A 17,198-nucleotide genomic window follows, 5' to 3' on the forward strand; every position below is an offset into this window, starting at 1 on the left:
TTTAAAAGGCTGGAATAGATGGAGTTTATTTAAGGTTTAATAGTCAAAAGTGTTAGGGCTACTTTTTTTAAATCACTTCAATTATAACCAGGCATAAGAGATGAAAAAGCTCTCTTTTTTTTAATGGCGGCTGGCTTATTATCCTTTATTTTTTTTGAAACTTTAAGGTCTTGTTCTTTTAAAAGTCAAAAAACTGGTTGTTGGCTATCACTTGTTCAAGTATTTGCTGTTTTTTGATTTTTATAGGTAAATTGAAACTTGCAATGTGTTTTTCATGGTGAATGTCACTTCCTGCAAAATCATAGGCGTTTTGTTGAAGCAAATCATCAGCTGTTTTGGTTATATCTGATCCATAATAGCCTACTGTAGATAATAGATTGAGTTGAAAAAGACAGCCTGCTTTTTTTAACTTTTGAAACTCATTCGGGTTTTTATGGTAAAAAAGATAGCGTTCAGGGTGGGCTAAAATGGGTTTATAACCATTAATTTGCAATTCAAAAAGAATGTCATACAACTGAATGGGAGGGTTGAGATAGGACATTTCTACTAAGATGTAGTTGTCTCTTAAACACAACAATTTTTCTTGTTGAATTTTTTTTAAAAACGACTCATCCATTAAGTATTCTGCAGCAACTTGTAAGGGGTAGCTTTCATTGTTATCTAGTAGATGCTTAGTTTCTTGCCATCTATTTATGATTTTTTCTGGGGTGTTTTCCCAAACATACTGAATGACATGGGGAGTGGTAATACTTTTGGTAAAACCTAATTTTTTTATTTCTCTTATTAAACCAATACTGTGTTCAGGGGTAGTGGCACCATCGTCTATACCATAAAGAAGATGTGAATGTATGTCTACAAAATTAGTTGGAAGTAAATCTCGTAATAATGGTTTTTTGGATGAAAATAGCAACACGATTTTTTTTTAAATATTGAATACAAAGTAACAAAAAAAAGAACAAGCAGCAGAAGGAACTATGAAAGTATGTGGATAAATTTATCGGTTGTCAGTTATCGGTTGTAGGTTATGAGTTGTGTGTTATCAGTTATGTGTTATCAGTTATGTGTTATCAGTTATGTGTTATCAGTTATGTGTTGTCGGTTATTTGTTTTGGGTTATGAGTTATGAGTTGTGGGTTGTGTGTTAACTGGTTAATTGTTTAAGGTTGTTTAAGAGTTTAAGGTTTAATTGTTTAATCGGTTAATTGTTTAAGGTTTTTTAAAAGGTTAAGGTTGAACGCTGGAGTTAGTAAAGTGGTTTGGAAGCTTTTCTAGTATGCATCCTAATTTAATTAATCTTAACTCCACGAAAACAAGACTCGATTTAGGGGGGGGGTACTCCCCTCTTGAGAGGGGCTGGGGGTGTGTTATTGTATGATCTTGTAAGTTTGTGTTTTGTCTAAGGCCAAAAGATGGCCGAAAACAAGATCTATGAGTAGACAAGACTTCTAGATTGTACTTCGATTTTGTTCATTATAAACTATTCGAAGTGACAAAATTCTTGTGAGTTGTGAGTTATCAGTTGTCGGTTATCGGTTATGTGTTGTGGGTTAAATGTTTAATCGAGTAATTGTTTAAGGTTGTTTAAAGTTGATTAATTGTTTAACTGTTTAAGATTTAACCGCGAGGATTGCTAAGAAGTATGCAAAGTACGCCAGGAAAAATTCTAATAAATTAAATCCAAATTCTAAAATTTAACCACAAAGAGCAAAAAGGATTTCGCAAGGGGCGCTAGGGAAAATTCCAATAAAAAAAGTCCAAATTCCAAAATTTAACCACAGAGAGCACAAAGGATTTCGCAAGGGACGCTAGGGAAAATTCCAATAAAAAAAGTCCAAATTCCAAAATTTAACCACAGAGAGCACAAAGGATCTCCCAAGGGGCGCTAGGGAAAATCCCAATGATTAAATTCCAAGATTTAACCGTGAACCTTGTGGTTAGTTTTTGTCGATTGTTAAACTAAGTTTTCGTTTTGCCCCGTCCCTAAAGTTAGCCGAAAACAAAACGTGCAGTTGGACAATATTCTTCGACTTTCCTCGAGGTGGTGCTTAAAGTTAGAGGCTAGAATTAGAACCTCTGCTTGCAATACATAACCCACAATTGATAACCCATAACTCATAACGAAAACTAATTAACCTTTAACCCCTTAACCTAGTTCTCTACTTGATTGTCAAGTCGAGCGCAGTCGAGACTGTTTGGAAGTATTAAATACAGTTGATTTGTTTCCTTGTTATTTATCGTATTCAATTCGTGAAAGTCTATTTATAAGGATGATTAATGTTTGTAATAACTTATAATGGAAGTGGTATTGTATTTCCTATGCAGTGGTATGTGATGACTGCCGCGTTGTTTGGAAAAGCCTATGAATAAGAAAACGATGTGAAGGTGGTATTCGTTTGGAGGTAAGCCTTGTAGTGTGATATCTTGCTCGGCATCCGATTTTGAAAAAATAAATGGAGTTCCATACTGGGTTCTGAAGGTATTGTTTTCTGTGTTCCAATTGGCTATTGCCAAGTTAAAGTTTACGTGTGTTGCTTCCTCAGGCCAATCGATATCGATAAGGGGGAAGCAATTTGGGAAATTGAAAGTATACTTTTTGATTTTCCATTTTTTGTTTTTAAGCACTTGTGCTATGGGACGTAATTTGTTGCTTTCAAAACCTAATAGCAGTTCTTGACCGAATTTGGTTTTTATCCCTTCTTTAAATTGACGAGACCCTAGTTCGTTATGTTTGTCTTCTTGTAAAATTTCGAATAGTAGTTTGTTTACCCTACCGGCAAAGCTGCCGTCTTTGGCCTTTGAATTGAATACTTCCGCTATTAAACGGAACGTCTTTGCAATAGTTGTGCATTGTGCGAATTCTTGGTTGTGCATTCTCATTTTATGAAAGGCCGGCTCATTTCGAAATTTTTCGGTTGTCATAGTGGAGTTTGCTTTTATACGCACACGATTGACGTTGTTTTCATCCATATAAAAGTTTAAATCGTCAATAGTGCCTTCTATTTGAAAGGGTGCTATTACTTTTGCCATAGGATTTTTATTGCAATATATAAAAAAATGTTGTCGGATAGCAGTTGTCGGCTATCAGTTATCGGTTATGGGTTATGTGTTGTGGATTATGTGTTGTGAGTTGTGGGTTATCTGTTATCAGTTATCGGTCTTGGTTTATCGGTCATGGGTTATGTGTTGTCGGTTAATTGTTTAATCGAGTAATTGTTTAAGGTTGTTTAAGAGTTTATGGTTTAATTGTTTAATCGGTTAATTGTATAGGTTTTTTTAAAAGGTTAAGGTTGAACGCTGGAGTTAGTAAAGTGGTTTGGAAGCTTCTCTAGTATGCATCCTAATTTAATAAATCCTAACTCCACGAAAACAAGACTCGATTTAGGGGGGTACTCCCCTCTTGAGAGGGGCTGGGGGTGTGTTATTGTAGGGTATTGTAAGTTTGTGTTTTGTCTACGTCTTAAAGATAGCCGAAAACAAGATCTATGAGTAGACAAGACTTCTAGATTGTACTTCGATTTTGTTCATTATAAACTATTCGAAGTGACAAAATTGTTGTGAGTTGTGAGTTATCAGTTGTCTGTTATCGGTCATATGTTGTGAGTTGTGGGTTATCAGTTATGGGTTATGTGTTGTCAGTTATGTGTTGTTAGTTATGTTTTGTCGGTTATTTGTTTTGGGTTATGTGTTTTGGGTTAATTGTTTAATCGAGTAATTGTTTAAGGTTGTTTAAAAGTTTAATAGGTTAACTGATTAAGGTTGTTTAAAGTTGTTTAACTGTTTAAGATTTAACCGCGAGGTTCGCTAAGAAGTATGCAAAGTACGCTAGGAAAGATTCCAATAAATAAAATCCAAATTCCAAAATTTAACCACAGAGAGCACAAAGGATTTCGCAAGGGGTGCTAGGGAATATTCCAATGATTAAATTCCAAACTGCAATATTTAACCGTGAACCTTGCAGTTAGTTTTTGTCGATTGTTATGCTAAGTTTTTGTTTTACCCCAGCTCTAAAGAGAGCCGAAAACAAGACGTCTAGTTGGATAATATTCTACGACTTCCCGCAGGGTGCTACTTAAAGTTTTAGGCTAGAATGACAACCTCTACTCATAACCCACAACCCATAACTCATAACAGATAACCCACAACTGATAACCAAAAACTAATTAACCTTTAAGCAATTTACCGATTAAACTTTAACCGATTAAATTTTTTCACTTCTTGAATTAAAGCATAAATTTGCACTATGAATATAGAAGAAACCTTTATAAAAGATTTAGTAGTTATAACGCCTACCCAGTTTCCAGATGAACGCGGGTATTTTTTTGAAGCGTACAATCAGGGGAAGTTTAATGAAAAAGGAATACACTACAATTTTATCCAAGACAATCAATCGTTCTCCAAACGCGGCGTGATTCGCGGCTTGCATTTACAAATCAATCCTTTTGCTCAAGCAAAGTTGGTAAGGGTTTTAGAAGGGGAAATTTTGGACGTTGCTGTCGACTTAAGAAAAGACTCACCTACCTATGGTCAGCATTTTTCTGTGATTTTGAGCGCAACTAACAAAAAGCAATTAATGGTGCCCCACGGATTTGCCCATGGATTTTCAGTTTTAAGTGCAACTGCTTCGGTGCTCTACAAAGTGGATCAAGTCTATCATAAAGATAGTGAACGTGGCATACGTTATGACGACCCTACTTTGAACATCGATTGGCAACTAACTCCTGAGGAAATTATCGTTTCTGAGAAAGATTTGATTTTGCCTAGTTTTGAGTCCATTGATTGGGAATTTTGTTGAGTAGTTTAATCGTTTAACTGGTTAATTGGTTAATGGTTTAAAGTTGTTTAACTGTTCAATTGGTTAATTGTTTGGTGATAGGCTTCTAAACTTATACGTCAACGAATTAAATCCCTAACTTTTAAACAGTTAACCGGTTAATCTTTAGCCGATAACTGACAACTGATAACCAATAAGCGAAAACCAAACAGTCTCCAAATTCTTAAAGTAAAAAATAGATATGCAAAAAATACTAATCACCGGCGCTAATGGGCAATTGGGATCCGAACTGCGAGTAGTGGCTCAAAACGAGTCGGCTTTCGAATGGATATTCACCGATTACCAAGAATTGGATTTGTGCCAACTAGAGCAATTACCATGGCGGCTGTCAGAAATAAAGCCAGATTACCTAATCAACTGCGCGGCACATACTGCTGTGGATCGTGCAGAAAATGAAGAACACTTGTCGGACATACTCAATCATCAGGCAGTGGCTGTTATGGCTAACTGGTGTGAGGAGCATAAGGCAAAGTTCATTCATATTTCAACAGATTATGTTTTTGATGGTAACTCTTCTAAAGCATTAACCGAAACCGCTGCAACTGGACCGATTAATGTATATGGAAAAACCAAGTTAGCAGGGGAAGAAGCTTGTAAGAATGAAAACCCGGATGCCATTATTATCCGCACCTCATGGGTGTATTCTAGTTTTGGAGCCAATTTCGTTAAAACAATGTCGCGGTTGATGCAAGAACGAGAGAGTTTGAATGTGGTCAACGACCAAATTGGAAGTCCAACGTATGCTGCAGATTTAGCAAAAGCCATTGTTACGATTATCAATCATCAATATTGGCAGGCAGGACTTTATCATTTTTCAAATGAAGGCGAAATCAGTTGGTACGAATTTGCTTTGGCAATACAAGAAATAGGAGGGTTTGATTGTATGATAAATGGAATTCCTTCTTCGGCGTATCCAACACCTGCCGCTCGACCTAAATATTCCTTGTTGGATAAAACCAAAATAAAAGAGACTTTTGGTGTTACGGTTCCAGAGTACAAAGAGAGTTTGAAGAAATGTATGGCATTACTTGTATAATTGTTTATTCGTTTAAGCGTTTAACTGTTTAATCGTTTAATTGTTGGATAGTTTATTTGTTTCAGTGTTTATTCGTTTAACCGATTAATCCATAAGTCATAACCGATAACCCGTACAACCTAATAACCGATAACTCATAACTGTGGACTGAGGACCGAGGACTGAGAACTCACAACTGATAACCGAATTATCCCATAAACATTTTAACTTTGTAAATAAAAGCAATGAAAAAGATACTAATCACCGGTGGTGCCGGATTTATTGGATCGCATGTAGTGCGTCGTTTTGTGAAAAGGTATCCACAGTACCATATTTTTAACCTAGACGCCTTGACCTATGCGGGGAATTTGGAAAATATTAAAGATATTGAAAACGAATCGAATTACACTTTTGTAAAAGGCGATATCACAGACGAAGTTTTTATTGCTGATTTATTTGCTACTCATGATTTTGATGGGGTAGTGCACCTTGCGGCAGAATCGCATGTGGATCGTTCGATTGTAGATCCATTGGCGTTTGTAAAGACCAATGTTTTTGGAACAATGATTTTGCTCAATGCAGCTAAGAAGCAATGGCAAGGTAATTTTGAGGGCAAACGTTTTTATCACATCAGTACCGATGAGGTTTACGGTACATTAGGGGCTGAAGGCTTGTTCACAGAGACTACTCCTTACGACCCTAATTCACCTTATTCGGCCTCTAAAGCCAGTTCGGATCATTTTGTACGAGCTTATGGCGAAACCTATGGTTTGCCGTATGTCTTGACCAATTGTTCTAACAATTATGGTCCTTTTCACTTTCCTGAAAAATTGATTCCTTTGTTCATCAATAATATCATTAATAATAAACCTTTGCCGGTTTATGGTGACGGTAAATACACGAGGGATTGGTTGTTTGTTGAGGATCATGCCGTGGCTATTGATTTGGTTTTTCATGAAGGAAAGAATCACGACACCTACAATATCGGAGGGTTTAACGAATGGCAAAATATCGATTTGGTAAAACTATTGTGCCAAATTATGGATACCAAATTAGGACGTGAAAAAGGCACCTCAGAACAGTTGATTACTTATGTAAAAGATCGCCCAGGGCACGATTTGCGTTATGCTATTGATGCTACAAAAATCAATAAAGAATTAGGATGGCAACCGTCCGTTACATTTGAGCAAGGCTTAGAGAAAACAATCGATTGGTATTTGGCGAATACAGCATGGTTAGAAAATGTAACTTCTGGTGCGTACGCTAGTTATTATGAGAAACAGTACACGAATTAAAGGTAGAAATTAGAAGTTAGAGATTAGAAGTTAGAGATTAGAAGTTAGAGATTAGAAGTTGTAATTTATGGGTTAAATTTTAGGTTTTAACAAGTAATAATAATTCATAATCGATAACTTATAGTTTAGCTCATAACCCATAACCCATAACCCACAACTCACAACCCATAACAGACGACTCAAAACTGATAACCGAAAATCTATGAAAGGAATACTACTAGCCGGAGGATCCGGTACCCGTTTGCATCCCCTTACGCTCGCTATGAGCAAGCAAATGATGCCTGTTTATGATAAACCGATGATTTATTATCCGTTATCCACTTTGATGATGGCTGGTATACATGAGATTTTGATTATCTCTACTCCGCATGATTTGCCCAACTTTAAAAAGTTGTTGGGTGATGGTAGTCAAATTGGGTGTCAGTTTAGTTATGCGGAGCAAGCGGTGCCTAACGGATTAGCGCAAGCTTTCGTTATTGGTGCTGATTTTATTGGTGGGGATTCGGTAGCCTTAGTTTTGGGGGACAATATCTTTTTTGGAGCCAACATGCATGAATTATTACAATCGAATACCAATCCAGATGGAGGGGTAGTTTTTGCGTACCATGTCTCGGATCCTGAAAGGTATGGGGTTGTTGAATTTGACGAAAATCAGAAAGCACTTTCAATAGAAGAAAAGCCGCTACATCCTAAGTCCAATTATGCGGTTCCTGGCTTGTATTTTTATGATAATTCGGTAGTGGAAATAGCTAGAAATATTCAGCCAAGTGCTCGAGGGGAATATGAAATCACCGATGTGAATAAAGTGTATTTAGCCAATGGGAAGCTCAAAGTAGGAATACTGAGTAGGGGAACAGCATGGTTGGATACGGGTACCTTTAATAGTTTGATGCAAGCTGGGCAGTTTGTTCAAGTGTTAGAAGAGCGTCAAGGACTGAAAGTGGGTTGTATTGAAGAGATTGCTTGGCGACAAGGATTTATTACAAGTCAACAATTGCAAGATATTGCGGAGTCTTTGCGTAAATCTGGTTATGGAGAGTATTTGTTTGGATTGTTGAAGCAGAGAGGTTAATCGGTTAATTGTTTAAGGTTGTTTAAAAGTTTAAGGATTTAAGGCTTTAATCTGTTAAAGGTAAATTGGTTGGCTTTTTTACTTGCTAGAAGTAAGCCTTTGGTTGAAATGTAAATTAAAACGAAGCATTAAACAACTTTTATGCGTAAGTGCTGGTTATAATCATAAATTAAAGCAGGTCAATTACTAAAAAGCTACTATTGTTAAAGCAGTACAAGTTTAATAGAGTTGCGTGCTGTTTTTTTTGACAATTTTACTATTCAAAAAATTAAGGAAAAAATTGGCAAAATACTATTTTTGGTATTTAATAATTTGTTTTTTAGTTATTAAATGTTTCAAATAAGTGTTTTCAATTGCTTTTATTAACATCTGTCTAGTACTTCTTTTCCGAATAATTTGTATTTTTGCTTTAACTAATTTATAAGAAAAATAAATTTGAATCTAAATCTACGACATTTTTTATCAAGATCTAATTTAAGATTAAATATTCATAACCTGAGTTATTTGCCCAGATGGATTATTGTATTGATGGATACGATGGTTTTGAATGTTTCCTTTTTCTTTACCGTACTGATCTTTAAAGGTACGGGGCTTGAGTATGTACTTACCCCACATTATATGGTGTATATTACTTTGTTAATCGCTGTAAATGTTTTTTTCTTTTGGCTGTTTCGAACGTATTCAGGGATTATTCGACACTCTTCTTATATTGACGCGATAAAACTATTGTTTTCACAGTTGTCTGTATTGGTTGTTTTTTTAGTAGCTAACTTTTTTTTCGAGGTAAATACAGGTGAGAAGGCCATTTTGAATACCGCTTTGTTTATCAATGTGGTTTTGTCCTTTTGTGGTTTGTTTTTGTACCGCGTGGTGGTGAAACAAACATTTGAGCTGTATTTTTCGGATCACGGTACCAACAAATTGATTCGTACTATTATCTATGGAACGGATGCTAATGCTATTTCAGTAGCCAATGCCCTGAAGTTTGAAACCCCTACACGATTTAAGATTGTGGGTTTTGTGGATAAGAACAATATGAATTCGAATAAACGAATGTTGGATTTGCCTATACTTGTTCAAAAGAAAAAGTTACCCACCTTGATGCGATCTGTTGGTGCTGAGGCTATTATTATAGCGGATAAGTCACTAACTAAGGATGAACAACTCCAAATTGTAGATAAGTGTTTGGAGTTCAATTATAGGGTGTATACCGTGCCTTTGATTTCTAATTGGGAAAATCAAAAAGAGATTTCCGAGAAGGTAAAAAACATTCAGATAGAAGATCTTTTGGAGCGTAATCCTATTATTTTGGATAACAAAACCATTTCAAAGGATTTAAAAGATAAAACCATCTTAATCACAGGAGCTGCAGGTTCTATAGGAAGCGAAATTGTTCGTCAAGTACTTCAGTTCAAGCCTTATTCGGTAGTTTTAGTGGATCAAGGAGAGACTCCATTGCATCAATTGACCTTAGAATTAGAAACTATTGTTACCGATTCGAATTTACACAGTGTTATTGCTGATGTTCGCAATAAAGAAGTAATGCGAAGAGTTTTTAGAACGTATTCTCCACAAGTGGTGTATCATGCAGCCGCATATAAGCACGTTCCTTTGATGGAAGAAAATCCTTCACAGGCCATTCAAACTAATGTGGAAGGCACGAAGAACGTTGCGGATTTAGCATGTGAATTCAAAGTGAAAAAGTTTGTCATGGTTTCTACTGACAAAGCGGTTAATCCGAGTAATGTCATGGGAGCAAGTAAGCGAATTGCTGAAAAATATGTGCAATCGCTACAATTGAGAAGTGTTAAAGAGAATAATGGCAAAGGAACCAAATTCATTACTACTCGTTTTGGAAATGTATTGGGTTCTAATGGCTCAGTAGTGCCTTTGTTTAGTAAGCAAATTGCTGCTGGTGGTCCTGTTACCATTACACATCAAGATATCATTCGTTACTTTATGACGATACCAGAGGCTTGTCAGTTGGTTTTGGAAGCAGGTTCTATGGGAAAAGGTGGAGAAATCTATATTTTTGATATGGGTAAACCCGTGAAAATTATTGATTTGGCTAGAAAAATGATAAAACTAGCCGGTTTTATCCCAGATAAAGACATTCCAATCAAAATTGTTGGATTGCGTCCGGGTGAGAAATTGTATGAAGAACTTTTGAATGATACTTCTAAAACCATTCCAACCTATCACGAAAAAATCATGATAGCTGAGGAAATTCAGGATGAATTTGAAAATTTGCATCATGAAATTGAAGAATTAATTGGAATGTCTACCTTCTTTAGTAATGAAGATATAGTAGCTAAGATGAAAAAAATTGTGCCTGAATTTAAAAGTATGAATTCTGCCTTTCAGTTTTTGGATAATTAATTGATTTGTTTAATCGTTTAAAGATTAATTGTTAATAGGTTATGCGTTTTGTTTTAACCACGAAGCGCACTAAGTCGACACGAAGAGCACTAAAACACTATTACTATTTTTAAGAAATACAACCCTTTCAGCTCCTTGTGCTTTGAAAGGGTTTCTTTTTGTTTTCAATTCTAAAGAATACCAAAAAAGAGAAAATATAGTAGTTTGTATTTCAAATTCCAAAAGTTTAACTGCACGGTTCGCATAGGACGCTAGGCTAAGTTTCAAAAGTTTAACAGTAAGGTTCGCCAAAGACTACGTAACGGATGCTATGTTAAGTCCCAATAGTTTACCGCAAGGCTCGCAAAGGACTACGCTGAGGAGGCTAGGCTAAGTTTCAATGGTTTAACCGCAAGTTTCGCCAAGGACTACGCCAAGGACGCTATGCTAACTTTCAATGGTTTAACCTCAAGGTTCGCCAAGGATTGTGCGAAGATTGCTAAGTAAAATTTCAATAAAAAAATCCTAATTCCAAAAGTTTTACCGCAAAGACTGTAAACGACTTACATTCCTGAGTGCTTCGGTATAGGTAATCACTGTAGCCGTTTTGACGCATAACTTGATTGTTTGAAAAGATCAAAGACAATTGTCAAGTCGAGCGCAATCGAGATTGTTTAGAAGCAGATAATTCATCCTATACGTTGAGCTTCAATATAAAAGAGCAAAAACGCCCTACCTTCAACTTTAGTCCTTGTTACTTTTTCCTCCCTTTAGGGTTGGGGACAAGAAAAAGTAACTTCTGCCTAGGTTCATGCTAATCTTAATAATTTTAATTCCCTTAAAAACTTTGCGTTCAATTGTGTAAGTCTTTGATAGTCTTGTGGATATTTTTTTATTTGTTATTAATGTAAGTTTTCGTTTTGCCCCAGCCCTAAAGGGAGCCGAAAACGAGAAATATAGGTTGACAAGGCCTCTCGACTGCGCTCGAGGTGACAATTGCAGTTAAGAAATTGACGTTGGCTTAGCGATCTTTGTGTAACTTTTTGTAGACTTTGCTGTTAAATTTTTAAAGTGACCAAGTAAGTTTTAGGGTTTTTTACTTACTACAGGAACTAGAAAAATAAGTGCCTATGTAAGTTTTCGTTTTGCCCCAGCCCTAAAGGGAGCCGAAAATAACATGCATAGGTTGGACAGGCCTCTCGACTGCGCTCGAGGTGACAATTGTAATTAAGAAATTGACGTTTGCTTAGTGATCTTTGTTTAACTTTTTGCAGACTTTGCTGTTGAATTTTAAAGTAACCAAGCTACTTAAAGTCGACTAACATTTATTATTGATAATCTAAGAAATGTAAACCCTTTCAGTGTCTTGCACTTGAAAGGGATTTTCGTTGTAAAGGATTGAAAGATTATAGCTATCTTTGTAGTAAACAAATTTAAAAATCCTTAACTAGTGATTTTTAAATATAGCTTTTGCACCCAAAATGAATACCACACCTACCCAAAATGAAGATTGGTTGTTTGAAATAACACCCAAGAATTCCTTTTTTTCGCTGCCTCTGAAAGAGGTCTGGCAGTACCGTGATTTGTTGTTCCTATTTGTGAAGCGAGATATTGTAACAGTTTACAAACAAACTGTTTTAGGACCCTTGTGGTATTTGATTCAGCCCTTATTCACTTCGATTACTTTTACCATTATTTTTAACTCCGTTGCTGGAATCGAAACAGGAGTCGTTCCGCCATTTTTATTCAATATGGCTGGGATTACAGTTTGGAATTATTTTACGGCCTGTTTGAATGGTACCTCGGATACCTTTAGAGCTAATGCGGGTATTTTTGGAAAAGTGTATTTCCCTAGAATCATCACTCCCATTTCTATCGTTGTGTCCAATTTGTTAAAGTTGGGTATTCAAATCCTTATTTTTCTAGTCTTTTATGCTTATTTTTATGTTCAAGGGGCAGAAGTTGGTTTCCATTGGACGGCAGTTTTTTTCCCATTCTTAGTGTTACTTATGGGAATTTTAGGTTTGGGACTCGGAATGATTATCTCTTCTTTGGTTACTAAATATAGAGATTTTACCCATCTAATTGGTTTTGGAGTACAGCTGTTGATGTATTTATCGGCTGTGATGTACCCATTAGCACTTATTGAAGAAAAATTACCCAAGTACGGATGGCTAGTGCATTACAATCCATTAGCTTATATCATTGAAACGTCACGTTATATGTTATTGAATGTGGGAACTTTGTCTGTAAAGGGGCTACTTTTTACTTTTGTAGTTACGATTTTTGTTTTCTTTGCTGGACTGCTCGTTTTTAATAGAACTGAGAAAAGTTTTATTGATACGGTGTAGTTTAGTGTTCAGTAGTCAGTTTTTAGTAGTCAGTTGATTTATAGTGCGATAATTAATGGGTAAAGATATTATTTTAAAAGCCGAAAACATCTCCAAGCAATACCGTTTAGGTACCGTTGGGACAGGTACGCTCAGTCACGACTTAAACCGTTGGTGGCACAAGATAAGAGGAAAAGAAGATCCGTATTTGAGAATTGGGGAGACTAATGACCGAACAACAAAAGGGGAGTCCGACTATGTTTGGGCCTTGCAAGATATCAATTTTGAGGTACAACGAGGCGAAGTGCTGGGTATTATTGGCAAGAATGGCGCTGGTAAGTCCACTTTGCTGAAGATTTTATCTAAAGTAACGGCACCGACGACTGGGAGTATTAAGTCGAAAGGGAGAATTGCTTCCTTGCTAGAAGTAGGAACTGGTTTTAATGGCGAACTGACCGGACGGGAAAATGTCTATTTGAATGGAGCCATTTTAGGGATGACCAAAAAAGAAATCACCGCCAAGTTAGACGAAATCATAGCTTTCTCGGGTTGTGAGCGTTATATAGATACTCCAGTTAAACGCTACAGTAGCGGAATGACCGTGCGTTTAGCCTTTGCCGTAGCCGCATTCTTAGAACCTGAAATCTTGGTGATTGATGAGGTCTTAGCCGTAGGTGACGCCGAATTCCAAAAGAAAGCCATCGGTAAAATGCAAGACATCTCCAAAGGCGAAGGGAGAACGGTGTTGTTTGTGAGTCATAACATGGCAGCTGTAAAGAGTTTGTGTACAAGGGGGATTGTGATGGAGAATGGGATAGTGAAATTTGATGGGGGCATAGATGAAGCTCTGCATGTATATAATTCAGATTCTAATGATTCTGTGTCCAATGTGAATTGGAGTCTTGAAAGTGCACCAGGAAATAGTAACTCTAAGATTACCTCTATAAAAATTAACCCAGGGGGAGATTTTTTTAATATTGAAAATGATATAAATATTGAAGTTGAGTATGTTAATTTTATAGATAATCACTCAGTAAATGTGTCGATTTCAATTTTTGATGATAAAGATGTATATGTATTAGCTTCACCTAATTTAAAAAGAATTCCTTTAGAGAAAGGCAAGTACAAAAGTATTTGTACGGTTCCAGCAAATTTTTTGAATAAGGGAAAATATTTTTGTACCGTTTTATTGGTAGGGAATAATTTTGAAATTATTGCACAATTAGATAAAATAGTTGCCGTTGAATTAGACGAAGAAGGAGGAGGTAGAGAGGGGTATTTTGGTTATTGGGGAGGAGTTGTAAGGCCATATTTGAATTGGGAGAACGTTCGAATACAATAATGTTGAGATGATACTTTTTAAAATTAAGAACAAATTAAAAAAACTAATAAAAAGAGAAAATTTTATCCCTTACAAAGGATTTAAGAAAGTTGATTTATTAATTTTTGATGATATATTTCCGCATCCAGTTTCAGGGTTTCGTTATGAAGAATTTGCGGTACTACTTTCTTCTTTTAAGAAATCTAAAATAATAATGTCACCTTCAGCATATCCAGTTGTTAACACTTCTGTAATAGATCATAAAAATCATGTTAAAGATTTTGTAGATCAAAATAAATCTTTAAAAAGTAAGTTAAGACTTAAAAAAGGATATGTTAATATCAATGCTAAGCTTTTTTATTGTATTTTTTTAAATAATATTTTCAATAATATACATTGGATTGAAAAGTATAAAATTCCATTTGTTTTTACTCTATATCCAGGAGGAGGTTTTCAATTGAATGAAACTTTAAGTGATAATAAATTAAAAAAAGTTTTTGCTTCACCAATGTTCCGGAATGTTATTGTAACTCAAAAAATTACTCAAGATTACTTAATAAATAATAATTTTTGTAAATCACAGAGTATCCAATTTGTTTTTGGTGGTGTAGTGCCGCAAATATCGTTGAATAAAGATTTGACAAACAAAAAAAGTTATTTAATCGATAAGCCTACATTTGATATTTGTTTTTGTGCAGCAAAATACACTCCAAGAGGAGTAGACAAAGGATATGATGTGTTTATAGATTTTGCACACATGATAGCCAATGAATATGATTTTATCAGATTTCATATTGTAGGGGGGTTTACCGAGGGCGACATTGATGTTTCAACTATAAAAGATAGAATTCATTTTTATGGTTATCAAAATTTCGAATCTTTAGGAGCGATTTATAAAAAGATGGACGTGTTGATTTCACCGAATAAACCTTTCATTTTAGGTAAAGGTGCGTTTGACGGATTTCCATTAGGTACTGTTGTTGAAGCTGTTTTGAATGGAGTAGTGGTGTTAATTACAGACCAACTTAAACAAAATAATGTTTTTGTTCCAGATGTTGATTTAATTTTAATAGAAAGCGAAATAAATTCTATTAAAAAAGTAATTATTGCTTTGATTAATAGTCCTGAAAAATTATATTCGATTTCACAAAATGGGAAGGAAAAATTTCTTGAGGTTTATTCAAATAAAATTCAAATGATGCCAAGAATTATTTTGTTGCAAAATGAAATATCAAAAAAATAATTAATATGATAAACGTAACCAAGACTTTTCTCCCACCTATAGAAGAATACAACAAGCAGGTACAGCGCGCATGGGATAATGAATGGCTAACTAATCGTGGGGAATTGGTTTTGGAATTGGAAGAAAAATTAAAAGAATTTTTAAAAATTTCCAATGTAATTGCAACAAATAACGGGACAGTGCCTTTACAGATTGCATTAAAATTATTAGGAAATCAAGGAGAGGTTATAACAACCCCTTTTAGTTATGTAGCTACTACTGCAGCAATAGTTTGGGAAAATTGCACTCCTGTTTTTGTGGATATTCACCCTGAGTATTTAACGATTGATGAAAGTAAAATAGAAGAAGCGATAACGGATAAAACTACTGCCATTTTAGCGACTCATGTTTTTGGGAATCCTTGTAACTTAGAAGCTATTGAGGCGATAGCAAAAAAACACCAATTGTATGTGATTTATGATGCCGCACATGCTTTTGGGGTGCAATACAGAGGAAAATCAATTTTTGACTATGGCACCATCAGTACTTGTAGTTTTCATGCCACGAAGTTGTTTCATACGGGAGAAGGAGGAGCTATGTTTGCCAACGATTCTGATTTGCAAGCTAAGTTGTTTTATAGCCATAATTTTGGACACGATGGACCCTTAGCTTTTCATGGTTTGGGAATTAATGGGAAAATGTCTGAATTGCAAGCCGCTCTGGGATTGACTGTTTTTCCTTATATCGAAACGATATTAGCTGAAAGAAAAAAAGTAGTTGATTTTTATAATGAGAATTTAGATTTTTCTAATTTACAAGCTTTAAAAATTAGAGATAAAACGGATTGGAATTATAGTTATTATCCTATAATTTTTGAAAATGAGCAACAATTACTGCAGGCTCAGAAAGATTTAAATGAAGCAAATGTTTTTCCGAGACGTTATTTTTATCCTTCTTTAAACACTATCGAATATTCAAAAGGAAAGACTATGTCAATTTCAGAGAGTATATCCTCTCGTGTTTTGTGTTTGCCTTTGTATGTTGGATTAAGAGAGCAAGAGTTATCAACTATAATTTCAATAATAAACAATAAATTAAGATGTTAATTGCAGGAGCCAAAGGATTTGCTAAAGAAGTTTTAGAAGTAGTACTTCAATTGGATGAATTAGCAAATCTAGTTTTTTATGATGATTTGAATGATGAGGTTAGAGGCCCTTTATTTGGTAAATTTCCCATTCTAAAAACAACTAAAGAAGTTCAAGATTATTTTAAAACGGTTGATAATAGATTTACTATTGGAATTGGAAATCCAATCTTGCGAAAAAAGCTATATGATAAATTTATTTCATTAGGAGGAATTTTTAGTTCTACCATTAGTCCACTAGCAAATATTGGGTCATATGATATTGTAATAGGTTCTGGGTCCAATATACTTGCTGGCGTTGTTATTTCCAATAGCTCAATAATAGGAAAAGGATGTATTATTTATTTTAATTCTATAATTACCCATGACTGTGTAGTTGGTGATTTTGTAGAAATATCTCCAAGTGTAAATCTATTAGGAAGATCAACTGTGGGGGCTTATTCTCAAATAGGTTCCAATGCTACTATATTGCCAGATTTAGTAATTGGAAAAAATGTGATTGTGGGTGCTGGTTCGGTGGTTACAAAAGATGTGCCTGATAACACAATGGTTGTTGGAGTTCCTGCAAAGGTTCTAAAAGAATTAAAACCTATTGAATTTTAACCAATGA

12 protein-coding genes are annotated in these 17,198 nt (G+C 35.2%); 10 read left to right on the plus strand and 2 right to left on the minus strand.

Annotated elements, in window-relative coordinates; translation table 11 throughout:
- Window positions 1–178: 178 nt before the first annotated feature.
- Window positions 179–913 (minus strand): tyrosine-protein phosphatase, encoded by a 735-nt coding sequence (locus ACSVH9_RS11680; RefSeq protein ID WP_438063851.1) that lies wholly within the window; start codon window positions 911–913, stop codon window positions 179–181.
- A gap of 1,358 nt (window positions 914–2,271) precedes the next feature.
- A complete protein-coding gene (locus ACSVH9_RS11685; RefSeq protein ID WP_438063852.1) occupies window positions 2,272–3,027 on the minus strand; it encodes a hypothetical protein in 756 nt (251 codons plus the stop codon).
- Window positions 3,028–4,240: 1,213 nt separating this feature from the next.
- Here ACSVH9_RS11685 and rfbC point away from each other — a divergent pair.
- From rfbC to ACSVH9_RS11735, 10 genes are all read left to right on the plus strand, one after another.
- Window positions 4,241–4,792 (plus strand): dTDP-4-dehydrorhamnose 3,5-epimerase, encoded by a 552-nt coding sequence (gene rfbC, locus ACSVH9_RS11690; RefSeq protein ID WP_438063853.1) that lies wholly within the window; start codon window positions 4,241–4,243, stop codon window positions 4,790–4,792.
- 220 nt (window positions 4,793–5,012) lie between these two features.
- Window positions 5,013–5,867, plus strand: a complete 855-nt coding sequence (rfbD, locus tag ACSVH9_RS11695; protein WP_438063854.1) for a dTDP-4-dehydrorhamnose reductase — start codon at window positions 5,013–5,015, stop codon at window positions 5,865–5,867.
- Window positions 5,868–6,091: 224 nt separating this feature from the next.
- Window positions 6,092–7,141, plus strand: a complete 1,050-nt coding sequence (gene rfbB, locus ACSVH9_RS11700; protein WP_438063855.1) for a dTDP-glucose 4,6-dehydratase — start codon at window positions 6,092–6,094, stop codon at window positions 7,139–7,141.
- A gap of 202 nt (window positions 7,142–7,343) precedes the next feature.
- A complete protein-coding gene (gene rfbA, locus ACSVH9_RS11705) occupies window positions 7,344–8,213 on the plus strand; it encodes a glucose-1-phosphate thymidylyltransferase RfbA (protein ID WP_438063856.1) in 870 nt (289 codons plus the stop codon).
- 528 nt (window positions 8,214–8,741) lie between these two features.
- Window positions 8,742–10,592, plus strand: a complete 1,851-nt coding sequence (locus tag ACSVH9_RS11710) for a polysaccharide biosynthesis protein (protein ID WP_438063958.1) — start codon at window positions 8,742–8,744, stop codon at window positions 10,590–10,592.
- Window positions 10,593–12,052: 1,460 nt separating this feature from the next.
- The gene (locus ACSVH9_RS11715) at window positions 12,053–12,922 is read left to right on the plus strand and encodes an ABC transporter permease (protein ID WP_438063857.1); all 870 of its coding nucleotides are present in this window, start codon (window positions 12,053–12,055) and stop codon (window positions 12,920–12,922) included.
- A 55-nt stretch (window positions 12,923–12,977) separates the two neighbouring features.
- Window positions 12,978–14,243: an ABC transporter ATP-binding protein gene (locus ACSVH9_RS11720; RefSeq protein WP_438063858.1), complete on the plus strand. Its 1,266-nt coding sequence runs from the start codon at window positions 12,978–12,980 to the stop codon at window positions 14,241–14,243.
- Between the two features lie 7 nt (window positions 14,244–14,250).
- Window positions 14,251–15,465, plus strand: a complete 1,215-nt coding sequence (locus tag ACSVH9_RS11725) for a glycosyltransferase family 4 protein (RefSeq protein WP_438063859.1) — start codon at window positions 14,251–14,253, stop codon at window positions 15,463–15,465.
- Between the two features lie 5 nt (window positions 15,466–15,470).
- Window positions 15,471–16,550, plus strand: a complete 1,080-nt coding sequence (locus tag ACSVH9_RS11730) for a DegT/DnrJ/EryC1/StrS family aminotransferase (protein ID WP_438063860.1) — start codon at window positions 15,471–15,473, stop codon at window positions 16,548–16,550.
- The gene (locus ACSVH9_RS11735) at window positions 16,544–17,191 is read left to right on the plus strand and encodes an acetyltransferase (RefSeq protein ID WP_438063861.1); all 648 of its coding nucleotides are present in this window, start codon (window positions 16,544–16,546) and stop codon (window positions 17,189–17,191) included. Before ACSVH9_RS11730 ends, ACSVH9_RS11735 begins: the two co-directional genes overlap by 7 nt.
- Window positions 17,192–17,198: the final 7 nt, after the last annotated feature.

This window comes from Flavobacterium sp. RSSB_23, from assembly GCF_051547145.1.
In the GTDB taxonomy this organism is placed as follows: Bacteria; Bacteroidota; Bacteroidia; order Flavobacteriales; family Flavobacteriaceae; genus Flavobacterium.